This is a genomic window from Pedobacter sp. WC2501 (assembly GCF_052682415.1).
This window is the reverse complement of the sequence record NZ_JBQZFI010000001.1, coordinates 3216463-3237811: the sequence shown is the minus strand read 5'-3', so window position 1 is coordinate 3237811 and position 21349 is coordinate 3216463. Positions and strand designations below refer to the sequence as shown.

The window sequence follows — 21349 nt, the reverse complement described above, 5'->3', positions numbered from 1 at the left end:
TCATTTCGACTGAAGCGCAGCGAAATGGAGAAATCTTTGAACTATGATTATTGAAAGTTCAAAGATTTTGCTTCGCATAGTCTTCGGGTACTACACTAAGTTGAAATGACGCGCATACGAACAAGAACTACTATTCTAACTCCTTTGTTTTTTCAAACAGTGGCTTTCTCGAACGACATATACTTTTAACTTAACGCAAAGCGCTTTGGGTACTTTGGCACTCCAAAATGCGCCAGCATTCTTGAGCACAAATAAAAACAAATTGATCTGCGAAAAACTACCAACTCCTCGGTCTGTGTTCCCACAGACCAAAATAGAATAAATTCAGAATGACGATTAAGAAAGAGTTTTATTAAAATTAGGAAATGATTGGCTTGTGGTTCTTGGCAGTTTACAGCCCCGCTTTCGCTTATAGTCCTCGCTGCGCTGCGGGCTATTCCGCTCAATCAGGTTTAATCAACAAGGGTTCTTCACCCTGCAGCCCCAAAAATGAAATGCTGCTTTGCCCACCTAGCCCCGGTTGAAGTGTTACCCTGCAGCGACGAGGCACGAGGAAGCGAAGCGTAAAAACGGAAAACGGGAAGAAACTTCTTGTTTTACACAGGGATTGCGCTCCAAATAACAGATCATTAAACTACCACCGAAAGTGTGAATTTTTCCATTGCCATGGTTCGTGTCCCACCAATCTTATTAACCAACTCCTTGGTCTGTGTCTCACATACCGAAATAAAATACGCTTTAATGGTCTGTAAGGATACAGGACACGGATTTAAAAACAACTTAATAACTAAACAACCGAAAAACAAGGGACAGAAAAACATTTATGCCTGTGTATTTGTCTTTTACAAAAGTTTGAAACAGTAAGCTCTAATCTCTTTTAGCCATTTGAATTCACAATATACCATGTACCTGTTTATCGGAATAGCGTTTCTCTGTATCGTGGTATTGGGCATTATTATCCGTTATCGGAATAAAAAATTTCAGCAGGAAGTTGATAATTTTCCTGATGTACTCCCTGAAGCTTATGGCCTTGGTCAGAAAATGTTTCCAGTACACTTAAAATGTGCTGATTTAAAACAAGCTTATTTTATAGTTAGTCTTGTTTTCAACCTGGTCAATATTTTAATGCTGGTTATGCTGATTGGAGAACTTGACCCTTATAATTCACTCCCCTATCCTAAAATTGTAGATGCCATCCTTACCAAAGAAGTTATCTTGCCCATAGCAATAGCCATTGGTACACTTTTTATCTACAATGCGTATCACCGCATTAACATTACATGGGAAAATGGTCCTGTTGTTGCGGATAGCCTCATCAATGTTAAGCACTACCAGATCAAGAAAGATGCCTTGCTATTAAATGTGATCTACTTGCAAACTGATCAAAAACTTTGGATACTGGTGCCAGGAACATCACAGGATTTTAAAAAGTTTAAAGATTTTAAACAACTTAGCAGGGATCAACAGGAAAACGAAAAATACGTACAACAACTTCAGGAAAATTTAATCCATTGCGGTGCACAGGAAAAAAAATTCCCTTTTCTTACCGTTTATTTTAAATTTTCTTTTTTTATTCTGATGCTGAGTGTTATACTCATTTTGGTTGTTTTAAAATCAAGCTAAGCTACTCCCATTTTTTCCTCATTTTGGCTACAAAAGCCCTCAATTCGACTAAAAATAACATTGAACCATGCTCACCTTTGGATTATCAATTTATTTCAGTCAAAAAATTATGGAACAACAAGAAAATCAGGATAATACTACCGCTCTAGCTTATAAAGTTTGGTTTATTACAGGTTCCGCTTGGCTTTGAACATCCGCAATCACTTAATAAATTATTCAAAGCAAAAACCAAGGTATCGCCCCTGGCCTTTAGGAAAATGTTTAATTAACGAAAAAACAACTGTTTAGTAGCGTTTTTGATTTTTGTAACGTATAAGCTGTAAATTAAAGCTTTATGAAAAAGATAGTATTACTCCTTTTAGCGGTTGCAGGTGTTATTCATGTATCCTGCAAAAAATCAGACAACAATAATGATGGGCCGGGCGAAGTTTACGGCAAATGGAAACTCACTGAAACAATGTTCAATCCTGGTTTTGGAAGTGGAGAATATAAAAAAGTAAGCGGAGATGCCAAGTACCTTACTTTAGAAAAATCAGTAGACAAAGCTGGGAAATTTAGTGGAAGTGCCGTTCCTGATTTATATGCATTCAGAATTTTGGATAGCTTAAACATGGAGGTTTTCAGCAATAACTATAAAATGCCTTTTACTTATCGTTATAAAGTTTCGGCAAAGTATCTTCAACTTAATCCGCCTTGTATAGAAGGTTGCGGGTACAGGTTTGTAAGGGAATAATAATTATCTTATAGGTAAGGCTCTTAAAAAGATTAATTTATTTGAACTTTAACTAAACAAGATCCTTCTTAAATGCGATCGTTCTGCTAATTCGATAACTATCAGATCAGCAGAACAGTCGTTCTTTTTAAACAGTTAAACTATCCCAAATCACCTGATAAACATCCGGTGCTTTTAAGGTTTTATCAATCGCTTTTGAAGTAACCAGAACAGGTTTAAACTTTTCAGCGCCATTAATGCCCCCATGCGATCCTTTAACCAGCGTAGCATCGAGTGGAATTACATCCATCACATAACGGAAGCCAGCTTTTTTTCTTAAAAGTTTGTACCCTGCCCTCAATTTAGAGGTCATGAACATTTCTACAGGATCGTAGCCCGGTTTTTTATGGATATCAACAACCCTTGCATAATCGGGTGCTTTGGCATCATCCAGCCAGAAATAATAGGTAAACCAGCTGTTTTCTTTAGCCACCAATACCAGATCGCCAGAACGTTCGTGGTTAATGTGGTGTTTTTTCTGTTCTTCTTTATCCAAAGCCAATTCAATACCAGCTGCGTTTTTCAACAAAGCCTTCACCTGTTCGGTTACACTTTTATCGTTGATATAAACATGTGCTACCTGATGGTCGGCCACTACAAAGGCTTTAGATGCCCCCGGATCAAGCAACTCTAATCCTCTTTCTTCACGAATCTGGATCAGGCCGTTCTCCCTGAACAAACGATTAAGATGGATCGGGTTATTTACAGGTGCAATGCCATACTCAGAAAGCAGGATAATGCGTGCACCTTTACTTTCGTAAAAACGCACCAATTCTTCTACAACCTGATCGATTTCTTTGAGTTCTGTACTGATTTTATCCAGCTCAGGGCCAAATTTTTGCAGGCAATAATCCAAATGCGGCAGGTAAATTAAGGTAAGCGTAGGATTATGTAGCTTTTCAGTTTCCATCGAGGCATCTGCAATCCATCTTGTTGATTTAATATTTGCACCAGGACCCCAGAACTGAAACAGGGGGAACTGCCCCAGTTTAGCCTGCAAATGGTCGCGCAGTTCGGCAGGTTGTGAATAACAATCAGGTAATTTACGTCCATCGGCAAGGTAATTTGGACGTGGCGTGACCGAAAAATCGGCTGTTGAATACATATTGTACCACCAAAACATATTGGCACAGGTAAAATCAGGATCTTCCTTTTTAGCCCGATCCCATATTTTTTCAGCATTTACCAGTTTGTTAGACTGTTTCCAGAATTTAATTTCAGCATCCGCATGATCGTACCAGCCATTACCTACAATACCATTTTCTGCAGGATATTTACCCGTCAGATAACTCGATTGCACTGCTGTAGTAACTGCAGGCAATAAGGGTTCTATAGTTGTTAAATGGTTCTCGGCAATATATTTCTGAAGAAAAGGCGTATGTGCTCCAATTACAGAAGCAGATAAGGCTACAATATCGATAACAACGGTTTTATGCATATTCTGATTTATAATAAATTTTTAACCCAGGCCAGCTCTCTGATGATGGAATCGTTAAGGGGCGCTTTTAAAGCCGTTGGCAAAACTTCCCAGGTATAGGTTTCTACTTCTAAATGAGCAGTAAAAGGATTATTTTTTTGCAGGTTTAGTACCTCGGTAATATCTGATTGTGTAGATTGGACCAAGCCCATATCTTCAACAAAAATAGGGACATGAAAATGCGCTCTCCACTCCACTACCGCTGGATTTTCGCCATCTGCAAGGCCCTCTTTAAGATCAGGGTAACGGATTAAATTACCGTCATCTTTTCTGGCTATTACCTGATGAAGATAAGTGGGCTCATCAAAACGGCTCAGTTCATCTAACACCACAGTTCTTTCTGAAACAGATGCCGGCAATTTAGCTTTTAGTGCAGCACTGATCTGGATTTTACCAATTTTAATGCCTTTCTGCTGCAACTCGTTTATGATGGCTGTATGCGGTTCATAACCGATTGCAAAATGGCAAACATCATAGCACAAACGGATGTGGTTTTTGATCATGCTTTCCTCATTCCCGGCAGGTAAAAGCACATTTTCGTACCAATCTATAAATTCCGGGCCTGATTCAAGAAAACCATCAGGTTCAGGTTCAATATCCAAATGGATCACTTTGCCGCTTTGGCTGTGTATATGATGTAAAGCCCCGGCCACCTTGATGATATTAGCAGTTGCATCAGCTGTGGCACTTTTTCTGGCGTCAGTAGCTGTAAACCATGGTTTATAACTCAATGGCGATGTTGAAATGCCACCATCCATATCAGCAGGAAGCAATTGTGAAAGGATTTCGGCCAAACGGAGTGTATATTCAACCCGATCTCCCGTTGTCCAATCTGGTGCATGTACCTGATCTTTAACCCTGGTATGGTGAAAGCCTCCGTATGGAAATCCGTTCATGGTAAAAACATAGCCACCTTCCTTTGCAAGCCATTGTTTAAATGCTTCCAGGTGATTTTCTTCCAACAATTCGATACTTGCGAGGTTGGAAAGGCGCAAACCGATCCCCATTGGTGCCTCTGGCGATAATTGTGCTTTTAATACTGGAAAACTATCTTTTAACACGGCAAAATGTGCCATCCAGTTTTCGCCTGCATAAATATTAGTACAGAAAGTTAAATGTCCGGAAGTTAATTTCATAGCTTAATGTTGAATAATCGCGGTTTGGTTATTTAATATTTCTGCAGCTTGTTTTAAAATGTCAGCATCAATTTCGTGGACTTCCTCGCCACTGCCCAGGCCAGTAAGCAAGGTGATGGTCAGTTCGCCGCCAAGATGCTCTCTAAATTCTTCCAATCCCTGTAAAATCGGGCTATTCCCTTCGATAACCTGTAACAAAGGATGTGTTAATTCGAAACCAAGTTGCTGGATCAGGAAAATTACCCTTTGTGCATCTTCGTCACTGATCCTACCCGATAAATTGGAATATACGGTATCTAAGGCAATGCCCATGGCAACCGCCTCACCATGCCTCACTTCAAAATTGGTCAGGTATTCCAGCTTATGCGCACTCCAATGACCAAAATCCAATGGGCGTGCAGAACCATTTTCAAAAGGATCGGCACTCCGGATATGCTCCATGTGGAGTTTTGCACATTTCCAAATCTGGTAGTTCATGGCTGTAGTATCCCGGTTTGCAAGGGCAATGGCGTTTACTTCCAGCCATTCAAAAAATTCGCGGTCTTTAATCAGTGCCACTTTAATGGCTTCGGCTATGCCCGAACGCCAATCGCGATCGGATAAAGTACTTAAAAATACCTCATCATTAAAAACTGCAACCGGTGGCGAGAAGGTGCCTAAAAAGTTCTTTTTATTGAAATAATTAATTCCGTTTTTAACCCCAACGCCCGAATCGTTCTGCGAAAGCACGGTACTTGGAATCCTGATATGTTTAATACCACGGTGTGCAACTGTAGCGGCATAACCTACCATATCGAGCACAGCACCACCACCAATGGCAGCAACAAACGAATGCCTGTCGATACCATGAAGATTAATGGCTTCCAATACCTGATCAAAATATTGAGTATCATTTTTTACCTGTTCTCCTCCCGGGATAACCAGGATATCCTGAATTAACTGCGTTTGAGGGTATTTGGTAAAATATGCCTTAATCTGAGTATTAAGATGCTGATGTGCATTGGCTACACCTTCATCTATTACAAATAAAATTTTCTTTACCGCTACAGCCGGATTCAGGTTAACTAAAAAACGGTTTAACAGTTCGTTTTCAGGTAGAAAAAGCGATGAAGTAAAGAAAACATTATAATTATATTGTACAGTAAAGGATTGATGTAAATGTTCCATATCAATTGTGTGTGTTGGATGGTTAAGTAACCGCGAATAATTTAGAGAGCCAAATGGATAAAGGCAGTAAAGCTGCAATTATAAAAGCCAAAATCAGGGCATCGAAAGTTACTGCCCATGCGGCATCCATCAAAATAAGTGAAATTACGCCGGCTTTTACTGCCCCGCCGATATTTTTACCAATAGGCTCTTTTATGGCTTTTAAAAGTGGTCTGAAAATCATAAAGGTAAAAGGAACCAGGAACAGCAGTGACCACAAGAACCTATCGTTTGCAAAAGCAAAACAAGCAATTGCGCAGATGACTATTGCATATAGAAAAGCGGCTAAATATAAGTTTTTAGCGTGGCCACCGTGAACTTCACCACGGCTGGTCATGGTGATGGAGAAAATATAAATAACTGGAATAATAGCCAGATAATGATGGTTATAAAGCATTTCCGGTACAATACTCAAACCCAACAACAGGTTAAACCCGCGGCATAGACCCATATTCAACGGCCCGAAAAAAGAATGGTGTTTGCCAAATTTATTATAAAGCAGAGCAAAAACAGCCACCAGGAGTGCCAATAATCCAGAAGTTGAACTATTTAAAGCAGCTAAAGCAATTCCGGCAATAAGCAATATGGTTCCTAATATGGTCGCATGCTGTAAACTGATTATCCCACTCGGGATGGCCCGTTCCGGACGTTCTATTTTATCCAGGTCGGCATCAAAAACATCGTTAAAAATGATTCCTCCACCATATAAGCAGGCTGTTGAGCCGGCCAAAAATGCGATAGACAACCACGGAATGGAAAATCCATTACTTAAAACTTCAGAAATAGCAATTCCTGCTAAAATATCGGCTACTGAAGTAACAACATTGGCAGGGCGCATCATGCGCAGATAGGTAATTATTTTTTTCAATATGCTAACTAATAATAATAGACGATTTATCTGTTCTGGGCTGCTGTCCGCCACGCAAGATGGTATTTCCTTCAAATTTCTCGGTAAGGTCTATCTGTGCGTTAAAATCGGCTTCATCCAGCTGTCCGCTCTGTGCAAAAGCTGTAATTGCATTGCGGTAAGTAACCAACTCAATATCCTGATCGCTTAAACCATGCATTTTCATTAGCGACGCAGTTTTTGGTACCGCTAATGGATCGCTGATGCCCCAATCTGCAGCAGAATTTACCATAATGCGTTCCGCACCATATTGTTTTACAATTTCTACCATCCGCTCGTTACCCATTTTGGTAAAAGGATAAATGGTAAAAGCAGCCCAAAAGCCTCTATCTAACACCTCTTTTACCGTTTCTTCATTATTATGGTCGATAATTACACTATAAGGATCAAGGCCGTGCTCCAAAGCAATGTCCATGCTACGCTGTGTACCTTTTTTCTTATCGCGATGCGGCGTATGTACCTGTACGGGCAAACCTGCTTCTTTAGCAAGTTCCAGCTGTAACCGGTAATATTTTTCTTCGGCAGCCGTCTGATCGTCGAAACCGATTTCGCCAATACCCACAACACCTTCTTTATAAACAAACAGCGGCAGGATTTCCATTACCTGTTCGGCCAGGCTTTCGTTATTGGCCTCTCTTGAATTAAGACCGATGGTGCAATAATGTTTAATGCCAAACTGAGAAGAGCGGAAGCGCTCCCACCCAATCAGGCTACTGTAATAATCTCTAAAACTATCCAGTCCGGTACGTGGCTGCCCCAACCAAAATGCAGGCTCTATCAAAGCAACAACTCCCGCATCGGCCATCGCCTGGTAATCGTCTGTTGTTCTCGAAGTCATGTGAACATGTGGATCGAAGAACTTCATTCCCTTTACCGCACTAATATCGAAAGCTTCGGGCGCTCCCATCATTGCTTTGTCTCTTTGTATTGAACTGCTACAACACATATCTTTATCTTAAATTTTTATGGGTTAAAATGAATTCCAGTTTAAGCTTCCATCGGCCAGGGCCAACTTCAGTTCAGGAAAAGTATTGATATAATCTTTTGCCGGCTGGTAACCTGACGCTGAAATGGCAAGGGCAATGGCACGTTGCTCAATCTGGTCGTAATGCTGCAAACCGGTTTTAAGGGTTTCAAAAATTTCGGCATTTATAAATTTACCAACCAGGCGCCAAAGTTGTGGGTTTACCTTTCGCCCGGCAGCCCAGCGTTCTTTTGCGTAATCAATCAGCGTTAATGCAAGATCCAGATTGGCCCGTTGATCTAAACCCACAATAAGGCTGATATTTTTTTCGGTAAAGAACGCTTTCAGCACCAATTGGTTCCAGGCAGCTTCATCCAGATTTCCGGAAGGATAAGGATTGTTTTCCATAATTGCCTGCAAAACCGAACCAATATTGCTTCTGATCCCTTCAGCACAACGTTTTACCCAAATTTCAGGATGGGCCAAAAATGGGAGTGCTGAATATAAAGCTACTGCCTCGTTCACCTCTGCTGACAGAAATAAACGGTTGATGGTTGAAAAGAACAGTTCTTTATCTCCCAAATCAAAACCTGCCAATAACCACACACGAGCAAGCCTGTCAATCGTCCAGTTACGAATGTAGCCAAAGCCTGCTGCATGGAGTGCCTCTTGCTGATCATCGGTAATTGCAACTGGTAATTTGCCTGTTTTACGTGGCAGCATCACAAATACTTTAACTAACTGTGCCGATTGATCTGTAGCTAGTATAAATTCGTCCAGCCAATTTTCAGCCACTAAATTGATGTTGTTTTTAACAACAGACGCTATTATTTCCTTTACCGCCTTCATATGATCTTCTCTCATAATAAGATAAATTGTATAATGGCATTTATGCGGAAATCCCCGCAGAAACAAAATAGTTGATCAATAGTGCGCCTGCAATAATTAACAGGCCAAAGAATTCCCGCGTTTGTTCGATGTAAGGTTTTGTGGCCTGCATGCTCTGCACGAGACTCTCGCGTCTGTATTTGGTAATCCAATCTCTTACACCATCTTTTGCAAAAAACAGGATAATGGCATAAATTAAATAGAAAGCAGTTAAAAACAGATAAGCGAAAGGATAAAATTTACCTGCAGCTGCCAATCCGCAGCAAATAGCAGCACTCAAATAGATAGACACCCAAAGAAAGGCATCGTTATCATTTAAATTTACATAGGCAAAGCCTAAAAACGAGATGCAAAAAATAATGTTGAGAATAATTAAAAGCATTTTAAATTATTTGGTTATTAGATAGACTAAATCGATTTCTCGATTTTTTTAGTTGAAAAACAAAGTTATTTAAACAGAATGCTTTTTTTGCTTAAAATATGTAAATTATATACTGCTATAAAATTTTTTTTTGATTAACTTTTTAATCTCCAAAAACGAGTTTTAGAATATTGGCAAGAACAGGATTGTGATCGTCGGCCCGCCAGTTAATCAATATATCGGTTTTAAAAGGCAGTGGAATAAACCGTAAGCCGGGACTTTGATGGTGCATATAAGAATCGGGTAAAATGGCTATTCCCAATCCTTTCCTTACGAGCGCAATGATTGTAGATCCAAATTCGGAATGCAGATATACATCGGGAACAAAATCGTAAGATTTGAAAAGTGCCTGAATAATTTCGCTGTAACTACTGCCTTCATCCTTGGTGGGTAGTATAAATTTCTGGGCTTTAAGGCTTTCTTTAGATAAATCCTCGAAATTTTTGAAAGCATGTTCCAATGGCACCACTAAAGCCAGGTGATCGGAGTATATTTTTTTTGATTTAATGCCCTGCTCAGTTGTGATATCCCTCGTGATAGCCAGATCAATCTTATAATTTTTTAAAAAATCGAGTTGATTTTCATATAAAACCTGTACCAATTTAATTTGAAGCTGTGGAAATGCATGCGTAATCTTCGCCAAAATATCGGGCATGATAGAAGCAGATATGGAATCAGGGTGTGCAATGGTAATGGTTCCGCGCTCACCTAAATGGATTTGTTTTGCAAACTGATGGATATATTCGAGTTCATTTAATTCGACTTCCCACTTTTCTCTTAAGAATTTACCTGCTGGGGTGAGCTTTACATTACGTTTATTGCGTTCAAAAAGCTGCAAACCCAATTCATTTTCGAGCGACTGAATTTGCCTGGTGAGGGCAGACTGCGTAATATTTACCTTTTCTGCCGTTTTCCAATAATGAAGCTGTTCTGCCAGGGCCAGGAAATACTTGATTCGCTGAAGATCCATTAATGCAAAATACGCATTAATAAATGAAAAAATAGCATTTTATTACATTTAAAGAGTTGTTACATTCGTACCATGGAGCAGATCATCATTGAAAGGGCAAAACCAGCTGATATCAAAAAATTACAGGAGATTGGCAGGACAACATTTTCTGAAGCTTTCTCAGAGGTAAACACCGAGGAAAATATGAGAGATTACCTGGAAAAAGGCTTTTCGGAAGAAAAGCTAAAAGGGGAAATGAGTAACCAGAATTCTCAGTTTTATTTCGCATTGCTTGATGGAAAAGCGATTGGCTATTTAAAGATCAACATTGGGCAAGCGCAAACCGAAAAATTAAACCTTGATGCACTTGAAATTGAGCGGATTTACCTTTTGAAAGCATATTACGGTCAAAAAGTTGGTCAGTTGCTTTACCAAAAAGCCATTGATATTGCGCTTGAAATGCAAGCCAGTTATGTATGGCTTGGGGTATGGGAAGAAAATTACAGGGCTTTAAGATTTTACGAAAAAAATGGCTTTAGCCCTTTTGGCAAACATAAGTTTTGGCTTGGTGGTGACGAGCAAACAGACCTGTTGATGAAAAAAGAATTGGCTAACACGAACGAACAAAAAGCATCCTAATGGAAAAAAGAAACCTCTTTTTGATTTTGCTGATCCTAGGTACCGCATTCTGGGGAATTTCATTTTCTGTTACCAAACTTGCTATCGGGCAGCATCAGCCTGTTCTGTTTTTGTTCTACCGTTTTTTACTCGCCACAATGGTATTATCGGTTATTTTTTGGAAACAGGTAAAAAACCTCAATGTCACCACTATAAAAAGAGGCGCCGGTTTGGCTATTTCGCTGGTACTGGGCATTTATTTGCAAACACTGGGTATTACGCATACTTCAGCTTCGCAATGTTCATTTGTTGCCGGAATAACCGTTGTAATGATTCCGGTAATTAAACTTATTATTTACAGAAAAGCTGCTGCACTCAAAATATGGATCGCCGCATGCACCGCGCTGATTGGTCTTTTTGTAATCTCTATTACTGATAAATTCAGTATCGGAACCGGAGATTTATACACCATTATCGGTGCTTTTTGTTTCGCCATATATTTAATCCAGATTGAAAAGGAATCGAAGGCCGACGATATTGTGCCTACCATTGTACCTATGTTTGCTACTTGTGCCCTATTAACTTTTATATTAACGTTTATTCAGGGAAACGCCACCTGGATTCCTCAACAAGAAACATTTTGGATTGGGATTGTCTTTTGTGCATTATTTTCAACGGCATATATGTACACCATATCGAATATTTCTCAAAAGTACATTAGCGCCGAAAGGGTGTCTATCATCTATCTTTTCGAACCCATTTTCGGCGCCTTTGCCGCACATTTTATTTTGGGTGAAGCAATTACATCAAGGTTATTAATTGGTGGCGGAATGATATTTTTAGCCACACTGATTTCTGAACTTAAGTGGAGAATGCCAGATCCATTTGTATTGCTTAAGGTATCGAAGGAGAAAAAATATTAAATTTATGTATTAAGTTCGGCATTCGGCACAAGCAAAAATAATCTAACCACAGATAGATAGGATGCACACAGATATGAAAATCTGTGGTTATCTGTGTGCATCTGTGGTTAAAAAACACGATTGCTTAGTAACGCTAATCTTAAAGCTTTACAACTGCTCATTAGACTTTCTACTGCATTACGATTGCCAGTCAAGCTGGCAATGACGTTGGTATAAACACAGTGTTTAAGATCGGCATTTGGCACAAACAAAAATAAATTGACCACAGATAGAAAGGATGCACACAGATATGAAAATCCGTGTTTATCTGTGTGCATCTGTGGTTAAAAAACGCTAAATGTAAACAACACTGGGTATGCGGGAGTTGTGCCTGATTTCAAGAATCCCGGATTGACAGCTTATCGAAATCCTTAAGCAAAATTGTTCTTTAATTAGCTGCAACTTTAACGGCATTGTTCTGCAACATCATTCTGGTTGCCAAAATGTGTTCACAAGGCCCTTTTTTAAGCTTGTTGCTTAAATAAAAAGCACATTCGCAGGTACCTTCAATTAAACGCTGGTCTTTATCAATAAATGCCTGGGTACTAAAAGTTTCATTTTTTGTTTTCACCTTGCCTTTTATTTCAAGTACATCGTCTTCTATATTGGTAGAAATTTTCACATGATCTTTCGCTATAAATTCGTTCGCTATCCTTTCTTGTTCGCTACCAAAACGTAAAGCGGTAAAATCGAGCGGTTCCTGGCTTAACTCCCTTACACGATAAACACCTTGTTTCAAGTCGTAAATTACGCGCCCAGCCTGTGTGTAAGCTGTTAATGCAGACGAAACTACAGGAGCACTTAGACCAGTCTTTTGTGTTATTTCTGCTGTCGATGCAAACCAGGTTTCTTTTAAAGTGTTAAAAACCTGTTGTTTGGTTAGTATATCTACATGTCCGCGAGGTGCCATTAAATCGAAATTACCAGCCCGGCTCCAGTCGTTATTTGTCCATCCTGACAGTCCAAGCGTAAAGGTCATATCGCCCAAATCGGCCATAAAAAAAGAAGGCAAGCCCGATCCCAATAAAACTACTTTAAAGCTTTTCGTAATCGGAATTAAACGTTCCAAAATCATTAACCTTCTTCTGCCCCAGATTCTGATTGTTTTTTCCTCCGAACCAGTATAAATGGATCGATGGAAAGTTAAAGTTTCATACCAGGGTTCAATAACCAGACGCACCGGTTTGCCTGGTTCTAAAATAAACCGCAAAGCCCGTGGGCCCACAGTTTCCTTAAAGCGGCGCAAATATTGGCATAGGCTAAAAACATCCATCGGATGCAATTCGAATGCAGTCGCCGGCAAAGTCATTGCTGCACTAACCTGCAAAAAACCTCTCACCCACGAGTCAGGCAAATCTATTTTAACTTCTTTATAAACTTCCTCATTAGTGGTTTTTGCCTCAAATCCCGATGGATCAATTTTAAATGATGTATCCTTATAGCCTCTTATTTTTTGGAATTCGCCGTACAATTCTGCCGAATAATCAATGTTTGTTGTACCGCATTTAAATTCATTAATTTCTGTAAATACATTGTAGTTACAACTTAACTTCCCGTATGAGGATTCATCCTGGCTAAAACATTCAAAAAACAACTCATCCGGATGAACAGTAATCACCGGGTCTAGAACAATCCATGCATCACGATCATTTTTATACAAGTAATCAAAGTACCTGCTTTTTGCTTTGTTAAATGGCCCAAGTAAGCGATCTTTTTCACTGTAAATCTGCTTTAAATCGTTTCTAATTTCTTCAATACGGTTTTTTACCTGCTCAATCTGGAAACCAGCCATGTATTCGCCTAACCAGAGTTTTTCCTGTTCTTCCGCCCAGGCTTTATATTCGGCTTTATCTTTCGGTTTGTAGCGAAGATCAGAAACAACTACATCATGCAATGCAGAAATTGCTTCACGAAAGGCAATTTTCTTATTTAATTTCCCAACAAAAAAAGTTGGATCACGCAGTGCATCAGGCACGAAACTCATTGCTGTTTCATTCGCAGCATTACTGATGGAAGTACTTCCGCTATATTTATAATTGAATAACATGCGCTTCGTTTTTGATGATCAGGTGCATATCCAAATCAGGATATTGCGTTTTAATTTTTGTTAAAATATCGATGCATACAGCTTTATCCTGAATGGTAGATTGTGCTGAAACATCATCCAGAATGCTTGCTGCCCAAATTGCAGTTTCCAGGCTCTTTATTGATTCTTCGGATAAGAAGTTAAAAATCCTATCCTTGGCCACCCTGCCTTTGTTAACCCGGGTAAGCGACGAACGGAAGTAAAATGTTAACTTTTGCAGCAAATCAGGTTTATCTTTGGCGTACATTGACAGGTAGCTACTTACAAAAGCCTGAACATTTACACTTGGGTGCTCACTTAATTTCATTAAATAATCTAAGGCATGTTCTGCATTGAAAAACCGGGTAATCATTTCCTTTCCAAAACTTTCAACATCTGGTCTGATCGAATCTACAATTCCTATTAAGGTATCCGGATCCCAGTCTGCTTCAGTAAACTCCGTTTTGAAAAAATGAAAAGCATAAGCTCTGGTATCGTCCCATTTCGAATCCAACAGGTAGAGAGATTGATTTCTTTCTTCCCGAATTCGTGATACATGTTGCTTAAAATAATTCCAGCTCCATTGGCGGATGGCAAGGATTTCATGACTACCAAAAGATATAATTTGTCGCACAGAAAAACGATCTGGGTTAGCATAAGCTTTCAAAATTTCATAGCCCGCCAACTGACTAATCCGGTATTGTGCGTGAATTAGTTTCGTAATATCTTTTGGTTGTAAGCCACTACTCCAGTATGGCTTTAGATTTTGCAGTAAAAATTCGCTTAACCTCGTGTGTGCACCTTCAAACTTCTCTTTACGCATCAAAGCATAAACAAAATGTGGCACAATAGCATTCCCAATTTCGGGTTGATGAGCAAATAGCTTCCCGATAATTTTAAATACAGCATCCAAAACTTTCTCATCGCCACTATCAATCAGGCTGATTAATACTTGGACATTTTCAATAACAAAATGGTCAGGATATTGATTTAATAGCTCAATACCACCATCGCGAACTTCAGGAAATTCGCTAAGCAATAACATTTTTGTTAAAGAGACCGGAATTTCCGTTGGAGAAACCTTTTTAACCTTATTCAGTAATATTTTTGTCGCCAAAATTTTATTAGCATTCAATTCCGATGTTATTAACTGCTCTACAATATTCCAGCTCAATTTTTCCATTTGCGTTGCAGCAAACAAACCTAAACGATCGATAGCATTTTTAGCTTTAAGATTGTTATCGTCTGTATTTTCAAAATGAAGTAGTTCGGTAATGGCTTTACCTAAAATGGCTTGTATCCTATCCTCAGAAAACAGATATTTCTGCAAGGTTTCATTAATCCAATTTTTGCTATCCTCTTCAGCATTGAATAGCACAATCAACAAAAATTCAAGATCACTAAAATACAATTCGATATCCCGGCTAACCAGGTCTTGCGCCCAAAGCCTGGCGTTTCTACTATTGCAAGCCAATATTTCGGCAACAAAAACAGGGTTTTGAGCCAGCTTGCTTTCTTCATTTTTCAGTATTTCGAAACCGAACTGATTTGGTAAATCGAACTTGCTATTTAGCAATTGCAAAATCGAACGCTCATCAAAACGCTGAATAATTTCGTTATATTGTGGATGAGCCGTTAACCTTTCGTAGGCAAAAAGATGGATGCGATTCATCTCAGCCTGCATTAACAATTGAATGTAAGCCTGGGGCATGGCATCCCAAAGTTCAGGATACAACTCCAAACGAAATGTACTGTTTACTACTGTTTTAGGAGCAGTATTTTGCTCAACCACGGGCAGAGCTGGTGGTGTTATATTTTTCTTACCAAATAAGCTTTTAAAAATATTTTTAGCAGCATCAATTACTGAAACACCGTTATCACTATTAAAACCGGTACTTGGTGTGGCAGCAACCGCTCTAACATTGGCCGCATTGTAATAGTAATCAGGACTGGTTACTGCTCTGCTATCGATTATAAACCTTAAATTAGCTTGCAATTGGCGTTTCGGATCATTGCCAAAAAGGATGGTAGAAAGCAGCAACGATTCCGAACATTCGGGATAATTGACAATTAAATAGGAATATTGTTTAGTCTTATAATCATACCGTCCATATTCGCTCAATGGCTTTTCTTCGGCAATAGAATAATCATTTTCCTTATACTGCAATAAAGTATTAACTGCTAGTTTTAAATAAGCTGAAGCATCTTTGGTTGCTCCGGTATTTTTAAGAAATTCGACAGCATTTTTCTGAAAATAGGTTTTAGTGTATTGCGAAAATGCCAGCTTACTATCTTTATTTTTAAGCTCTGCACCTACCCTAACGGTGAGGTCAATAGCGGTTAAATATTGTCTATAATTAGAATCAAGTGAATATGTTCGCCTAAACATAGCGGGTTGTTTCTCGAAGCCATAAAATAAAATAGCCAAAGTTGTTACATCGTTTCTTAATTGCGCCAGCTTGTAAATTGCCCGGAGATGTTTAAAAAATGGTGGTTTATAAGGGCAGGTTTTCAATACATTATTAAGGATAGGTAATAACGTTGATTGCACTTTGCCTAATAAATAAAGTGTGGTAAAATAATCTACCTCTTTATCTTTTATATTTTGATCTAAAGTAGCCTTAAGCAAATCAAAATCGTTTATTTCTACAGCATATCTTATTTCCGCAGGTAACTTTCCCAGTAATTGATTGCTAATCTTTTCCTGTTCAATCTCGTTAGCAATGGTTAAAAGCCCCTCAAAAGCCAGGTTTATGATATAACTTTTTTGTTTAATATTATTAGCCAAGGCCGTAAACAGCGGCTCGGCTGCAACCGCATTTAATTTTGTTAACGCATATAAGGCTGCGTAAGTTTGCATTTCGTTCCCTCTTGTTGCCAGCTTGATCATAAACGGAATAGCCTCTTGCACGTTTAACATGCCGGCTTTCCAAATTACACGACTGGTTTTCCATTCGGTTCTGAAACTGTTTCTACCAACTATGGCATCTTGTAAGCGCTGCAAAATTGCACCATTTAAAGTATCAGGTTCAACGGTATCTAAGGACGGGAGTTCCATAAATACTTCCGTTTCGGTTTGATAACCTTTTTTGCGTTTTTCGTTTTCCAATTCTGCAAAAAGCACTTCAGCATTGGCCAAAGGTAATACAGCAGGTGTTTTGGTTCCTTCTTTAAGTGCACTTCCTCTTCTACCGTATCTAAAGTTCACCAGAAATTCGTTTGCAGAAAGCTCGCAAAGATCAATCTCATATACCTTATCAGATTTCCCTTCTTTAAAAAATAATTTACTTTGTTTAATGAGTTTCATATACAAAACGTTTAAAGAATGTTCCACCAATCGTACTGTTTGGCATCATTTGATGGTTTTATGGGAGTTTCTAATTTAACTTCGGGTGCTACTTCTGCTACAATGGTTTCGATTTTAACTTCCACAATTGTTTTCTCAATAGTTGGATAACCATGCTTGGCAACAATTTTTTCGAGCTGAATTTTAAAAGCGGCAGCCTTACTCTTATTTACCATTTTTACAAAGTTGATGTAACCCTCTACAGCATTAATCAGGGTTTTAGCACTACCCCATTTTTGGTCTTTCCACCCATTGGATTCTATATTGTGCAAAAGCGCTCTAAATTTGCGCAATTGATCCCGCTGAACATTTAATTTTTCGTTTACAACAATGCCGGTAACTTTTTGCAGATTACCTTTTCGCATAATATGCGTTTTCGCAGGGTGCATGGTAAAACCTTCTGATTCTATGATCTTTTTGAGAAAAAACAATAAACCTGCAATATTTTTTTCATTTTCTTTCGATGTAGAAAAACTTAAATCATCGGCATACCGGGTAAAAATAAAGTTGAATTTTGATGCTAATCCTTTAATTTTCTTATCAAGTTTAAATGCTATTAAATTGCTAATGGCCGGACTGGCGGGAGAACCTTGCGGTAGTACACGATCTCCCTTTTGCACGTAATAAGGTACGCCATCCATTTCTACATGTTCTGTTTCTGCGTAGGTACAAATTAACGCAAACACTGTGGCAAGTTGCTCTGAGTAGCCCAATTTATTAAACAAACCTTTAACGCGTTTGTAACTGATACTTGGAAAGAAATCCTTTAAGTCGACATTAATAACAATATCTTTTTCGAGGTGAGGTTGTGCATTGCTGATGATGGAGCGTTCTTTGATAAAACCATGAACATTGTCATTAATTTCAATACGGTTCAAAACGTTTTCCAATACCCAGGTTTGTAAAGCTTTCAGCCTTGATTTTGGTGCCGATATGAGCCTCTTTCCACCTGTTTTTTTAGGAATTTCGAAAGTATGGTAGTGATTTATTCGGGAAACTTTTCTTTGATAAAGTAAATATCTTAAAGTGGATAAGTCTGCGCCAATGGACGATGCTAAATCAACAATTTGGTTAAAAACCGGTAGATTAAATTTCTGCAAAGTTTCCAGATCAGATTCCGTTTGATTTAAGCCACCCGAAACGCCATCCCCCAAATAAATAATCTGCTGTTGCTGAATATTCGTCCAGTTTGCAGCCTTATCATCTTTCTTTTGTTTATTTTTTTGCTTGGTTAACGCTCGTTTATCCTTTGCCAGTTTCATGCGTGCTTTACGCATTTCCTTCAGCATCGCTTCTTGGTTCTGGTATTTACGGTCCTGCGCCAAAAGATTGTTTAATTCTTGGTTTGCAACAAGTTCCCGTTTAATTAAAACTTCCGGTAAACCTGGTGTATCAGAAGATTCCCAAAAACCAAGACGCTGCATTTCTTCAAGGATGTAACTTTCTTTAGAGGTAGCCCTAATACGGTCGTAGATTTGTTGTCGGCTCAGTTTTTCTGACATTTGGAGCTTGATTTAGTTAAAAAGCCCTGTCTTTTTTATAAAACAGGGCCTGAATTTAAAATCCTTCGTATTTTCATAGGACTATATCAATCAACTCCAGAGAACACGTACCATACGTACGGTTAAACTCGCGGAGTATGGAACCGAAACCGTACGTATGGTACGTGTTCTCCCCATAAAGATTGCAGGTAGTGCCGAGTGTCAAATATTACTTCATCGATGACGAAACATCACCATTTTCTTATTCAGAAAAAGCAAGGTATTTTTTAAATCCACGGGCAATATAGAAATAAATATCCCGAATTTGAAACTAATTTATAAGTTATCTTTAAATTTATTTTTGCCAATATTTTAAGGCATTTTAAAAGAAAAAAGTGAATTGATCCAGTACAGTTGCATCCGGATTAATTCTTCCAAAATTCACATAATGTACAAACAAAAGAGCCTGTTGGGCTGTGAAAGGAATAAATTAGGTATAGGCCAGCTCGATAAACTGTTTGAGTGCCTTTTTGATCTCTTCCTGACCTGAAGGCTGCTGCAAATCTATCCCGCAGAAAGGATTCTCCTGCATTTTGGCATGGAGGGTAAGGTAATATACTCCCCCCATCAATATGGCATACATTGCCCTGAAGTTTTTATCGGTATCGTCAAAATGGCCATCAAACACCTCACCCAGAACCTGATCGCCGATGTTTTCCCGCTTCAGGTCCAGTTCCTTCAGTGAAGACAGCTTTTCGCTAAGCCCCCAGGTAATAATGCGGCGCATTTCCTCGTTTTTGATCAGACTTTCAAACTGGTCCTCCAGCACGTTGTAGGCAAGCGCTTTCCCGGAATCTGCCCTGCTCGCCTCTACAATAGCCCCGACATTTTCCGGATTGATTTTCCAGTAATCATTGGCATCGAGATATTCCTTTACCAATCCTTCAAGGCTGCCAAAATAATCATAGATCAGCCGCCTGTCTACCTTTGCCTGACCAGCAACCCTGCTGATACTGAGTCCGGAAAAGCCATTCTTTTTCAGGATTTTTCCCAGTGCGGCAATTATGTTGGCCTTGGTTCGCTGCTTGTTCCTAACTGGTCCATCCGTAACTTTTCTTGCCATTCGATTCAAATTTAATGCAATTTGCATTTTTTTACGCCATGATCAAAGATTTTGCCGGATAAGCGCAACAGCTGAGCCTTTCGCATATCCAATACAGAATACCGCCGTTATAGAAGTGTATTGACTGCCAGGTAAACCATTTTCAATAGATAACCTTATCGCAACCTGCAAATGATTTCTGTATTATATGGTATAAAATGAAAGATGTCTACTTCATTAGCCTTATCCATGATGACTTTTTGTTCTGAATCACTACTTATTTTTGCGATACTATTTTATTCACCATATCATTGATGGCAGTTTCGATCACTTGTGGTTGTTCCTGGTTAATATAATGGCCACTGTTCGGTACCAGAATCTGTTTGCTTTTTTTGGAAAGTAGCAGAAAATCTTTCTGCATTTTATTCCATGCAGTCAGCATTTCTGTCTTTAGTTTTCGATCCTTAATGGAAGAATCAAAGCGCTTTTCATCTGCCGCGGTCAATACATAAAGTGGGATATTGCCAAAAGATTTTATTTTTGATGCTTCTTTTTTAATGGAACTCATCTGATCCTGCTCTTCCAGCACTGCATCAGCGCTTTTGTAAAGCAAAGTCGGCATTATCGTGTTTTGATATTCATATTTTTTGTTATTAGGAAACATACCTTTAAACATCAGTCTGACAAGTCCAAAAGTGTTGGCGAATTTTAGAAAGCCACCTGGCAGCCCCTGATTGACCTTTTTAAACAGTTCAGGAGATAAATATCTTTCATCATCAGGGCATTGACTATCTACAAATATTACACCTGCAACATCTTCAGGATATTTGTTGATAAAAAACCGGACTAGTGTTCCTCCAAAGGAATGGCCTACAAGAATATACGGCTTTGGGGTTCTGGCTTTTTCCAGCAAAAGATGTAATTCTTTAGCCATTTCCTCACCTGATTTTGGATTTTTGCCTCGTTCACTCCATAAAATTCCGGCCCTGTCATAAGAGATGCTTGTATAAGAGGCTGGTAATTCTTGTTGAATGTTGTACCATTGCAGATGTCCGGCAGGATCAAATGCCGTTTCAAATACAACGGTTGGTCCGCAGTTCCCTTTTTTGTAATAATGAAGACGATGATCGTCAACTTCTACCAACTGGCCATCAGGTTTAATTTTTTCAGCAGTATTCCTTGACACTCTTTCAAAAATAAATCCGATCAGGAGTAACAATATTAGCAAAGTAACTAAGCCCAGGCCTATTCGTTTGGTCCATTTTAGGAAAGTCTTCATATTTTTTTTATTACAGATGGTATTTGTTTTAGCGGGGATTTTTCTGATACAATCGGATTTTCCATTTTCTTCATTATATTGGATAAGCAATGTTGCGATTTTTAAGCTTGCGTTTTAGCATGCTGCAGATGGCGGCAACTGATAATAAACTTT

At 38.9% G+C, this 21349-nt stretch carries 17 protein-coding genes; 4 read left to right on the top strand and 13 right to left on the bottom strand.

Going from position 1 to position 21349, the window contains the following annotated elements:
- Positions 1-885 precede the first annotated feature (885 nt).
- Together ACUN24_RS13840 and ACUN24_RS13835 are read left to right on the top strand one after the other, a co-directional pair.
- Complete coding sequence (locus ACUN24_RS13840) at positions 886-1623, top strand: hypothetical protein (protein ID WP_445563015.1); 738 nt, start codon at positions 886-888, stop codon at positions 1621-1623.
- A gap of 334 nt (positions 1624-1957) precedes the next feature.
- The gene (locus tag ACUN24_RS13835) at positions 1958-2356 is read left to right on the top strand and encodes a hypothetical protein (protein ID WP_445563014.1); all 399 of its coding nucleotides are present in this window, start codon (positions 1958-1960) and stop codon (positions 2354-2356) included.
- A gap of 127 nt (positions 2357-2483) precedes the next feature.
- Here ACUN24_RS13835 and ACUN24_RS13830 read toward each other — a convergent pair whose 3' ends face one another.
- From ACUN24_RS13830 to ACUN24_RS13795, 8 genes are all read right to left on the bottom strand, one after another.
- Positions 2484-3833: an alkaline phosphatase family protein gene (locus tag ACUN24_RS13830; RefSeq protein WP_445563013.1), complete on the bottom strand. Its 1350-nt coding sequence runs from the start codon at positions 3831-3833 to the stop codon at positions 2484-2486.
- A gap of 8 nt (positions 3834-3841) precedes the next feature.
- Positions 3842-5008 (bottom strand): metabolite traffic protein EboE, encoded by a 1167-nt coding sequence (gene eboE, locus ACUN24_RS13825; RefSeq protein ID WP_445563012.1) that lies wholly within the window; start codon positions 5006-5008, stop codon positions 3842-3844.
- A gap of 3 nt (positions 5009-5011) precedes the next feature.
- Positions 5012-6175 (bottom strand): 3-dehydroquinate synthase, encoded by a 1164-nt coding sequence (locus tag ACUN24_RS13820; RefSeq protein ID WP_445563011.1) that lies wholly within the window; start codon positions 6173-6175, stop codon positions 5012-5014.
- Positions 6176-6197: 22 nt separating this feature from the next.
- On the bottom strand, positions 6198-7082 hold the full coding sequence (gene eboC, locus ACUN24_RS13815; RefSeq protein WP_445563010.1) for a UbiA-like protein EboC: 885 nt from the start codon (positions 7080-7082) through the stop codon (positions 6198-6200).
- 4 nt (positions 7083-7086) lie between these two features.
- Positions 7087-8031 (bottom strand): TatD family hydrolase, encoded by a 945-nt coding sequence (locus ACUN24_RS13810; protein WP_445563009.1) that lies wholly within the window; start codon positions 8029-8031, stop codon positions 7087-7089.
- Between the two features lie 60 nt (positions 8032-8091).
- Entirely contained in the window at positions 8092-8949 is an 858-nt protein-coding gene (locus tag ACUN24_RS13805; protein WP_445563008.1) for an EboA domain-containing protein, read from the bottom strand.
- Between the two features lie 25 nt (positions 8950-8974).
- A complete protein-coding gene (locus ACUN24_RS13800; RefSeq protein WP_445563007.1) occupies positions 8975-9355 on the bottom strand; it encodes a transmembrane 220 family protein in 381 nt (126 codons plus the stop codon).
- Positions 9356-9497: 142 nt separating this feature from the next.
- Positions 9498-10364, bottom strand: coding sequence for a LysR family transcriptional regulator (locus tag ACUN24_RS13795; protein WP_445563006.1), 867 nt, complete (start codon positions 10362-10364; stop codon positions 9498-9500).
- A 72-nt stretch (positions 10365-10436) separates the two neighbouring features.
- Between ACUN24_RS13795 and ACUN24_RS13790 the strand changes: the two genes are divergently transcribed.
- Positions 10437-10982: a GNAT family N-acetyltransferase gene (locus tag ACUN24_RS13790; RefSeq protein ID WP_445563005.1), complete on the top strand. Its 546-nt coding sequence runs from the start codon at positions 10437-10439 to the stop codon at positions 10980-10982.
- Positions 10982-11884 (top strand): DMT family transporter, encoded by a 903-nt coding sequence (locus tag ACUN24_RS13785; protein WP_445563004.1) that lies wholly within the window; start codon positions 10982-10984, stop codon positions 11882-11884. Before ACUN24_RS13790 ends, ACUN24_RS13785 begins: the two co-directional genes overlap by 1 nt.
- A 427-nt stretch (positions 11885-12311) precedes the next feature.
- Here the strand turns inward: ACUN24_RS13785 and ACUN24_RS13780 are convergent, their stop codons facing one another.
- From ACUN24_RS13780 to ACUN24_RS13760, 5 genes are all read right to left on the bottom strand, one after another.
- Positions 12312-13970 (bottom strand): hypothetical protein, encoded by a 1659-nt coding sequence (locus ACUN24_RS13780; protein ID WP_445563003.1) that lies wholly within the window; start codon positions 13968-13970, stop codon positions 12312-12314.
- Positions 13954-17295, bottom strand: coding sequence for a DUF7674 family protein (locus ACUN24_RS13775; protein WP_445563002.1), 3342 nt, complete (start codon positions 17293-17295; stop codon positions 13954-13956). Before ACUN24_RS13775 ends, ACUN24_RS13780 begins: the two co-directional genes overlap by 17 nt.
- An 11-nt stretch (positions 17296-17306) precedes the next feature.
- A complete protein-coding gene (locus ACUN24_RS13770) occupies positions 17307-18836 on the bottom strand; it encodes a reverse transcriptase family protein (RefSeq protein WP_445563001.1) in 1530 nt (509 codons plus the stop codon).
- A gap of 469 nt (positions 18837-19305) precedes the next feature.
- Complete coding sequence (locus tag ACUN24_RS13765) at positions 19306-19938, bottom strand: TetR/AcrR family transcriptional regulator (RefSeq protein ID WP_445563000.1); 633 nt, start codon at positions 19936-19938, stop codon at positions 19306-19308.
- 256 nt (positions 19939-20194) lie between these two features.
- Positions 20195-21196 (bottom strand): alpha/beta hydrolase, encoded by a 1002-nt coding sequence (locus tag ACUN24_RS13760; protein ID WP_445562999.1) that lies wholly within the window; start codon positions 21194-21196, stop codon positions 20195-20197.
- Positions 21197-21349: the final 153 nt, after the last annotated feature.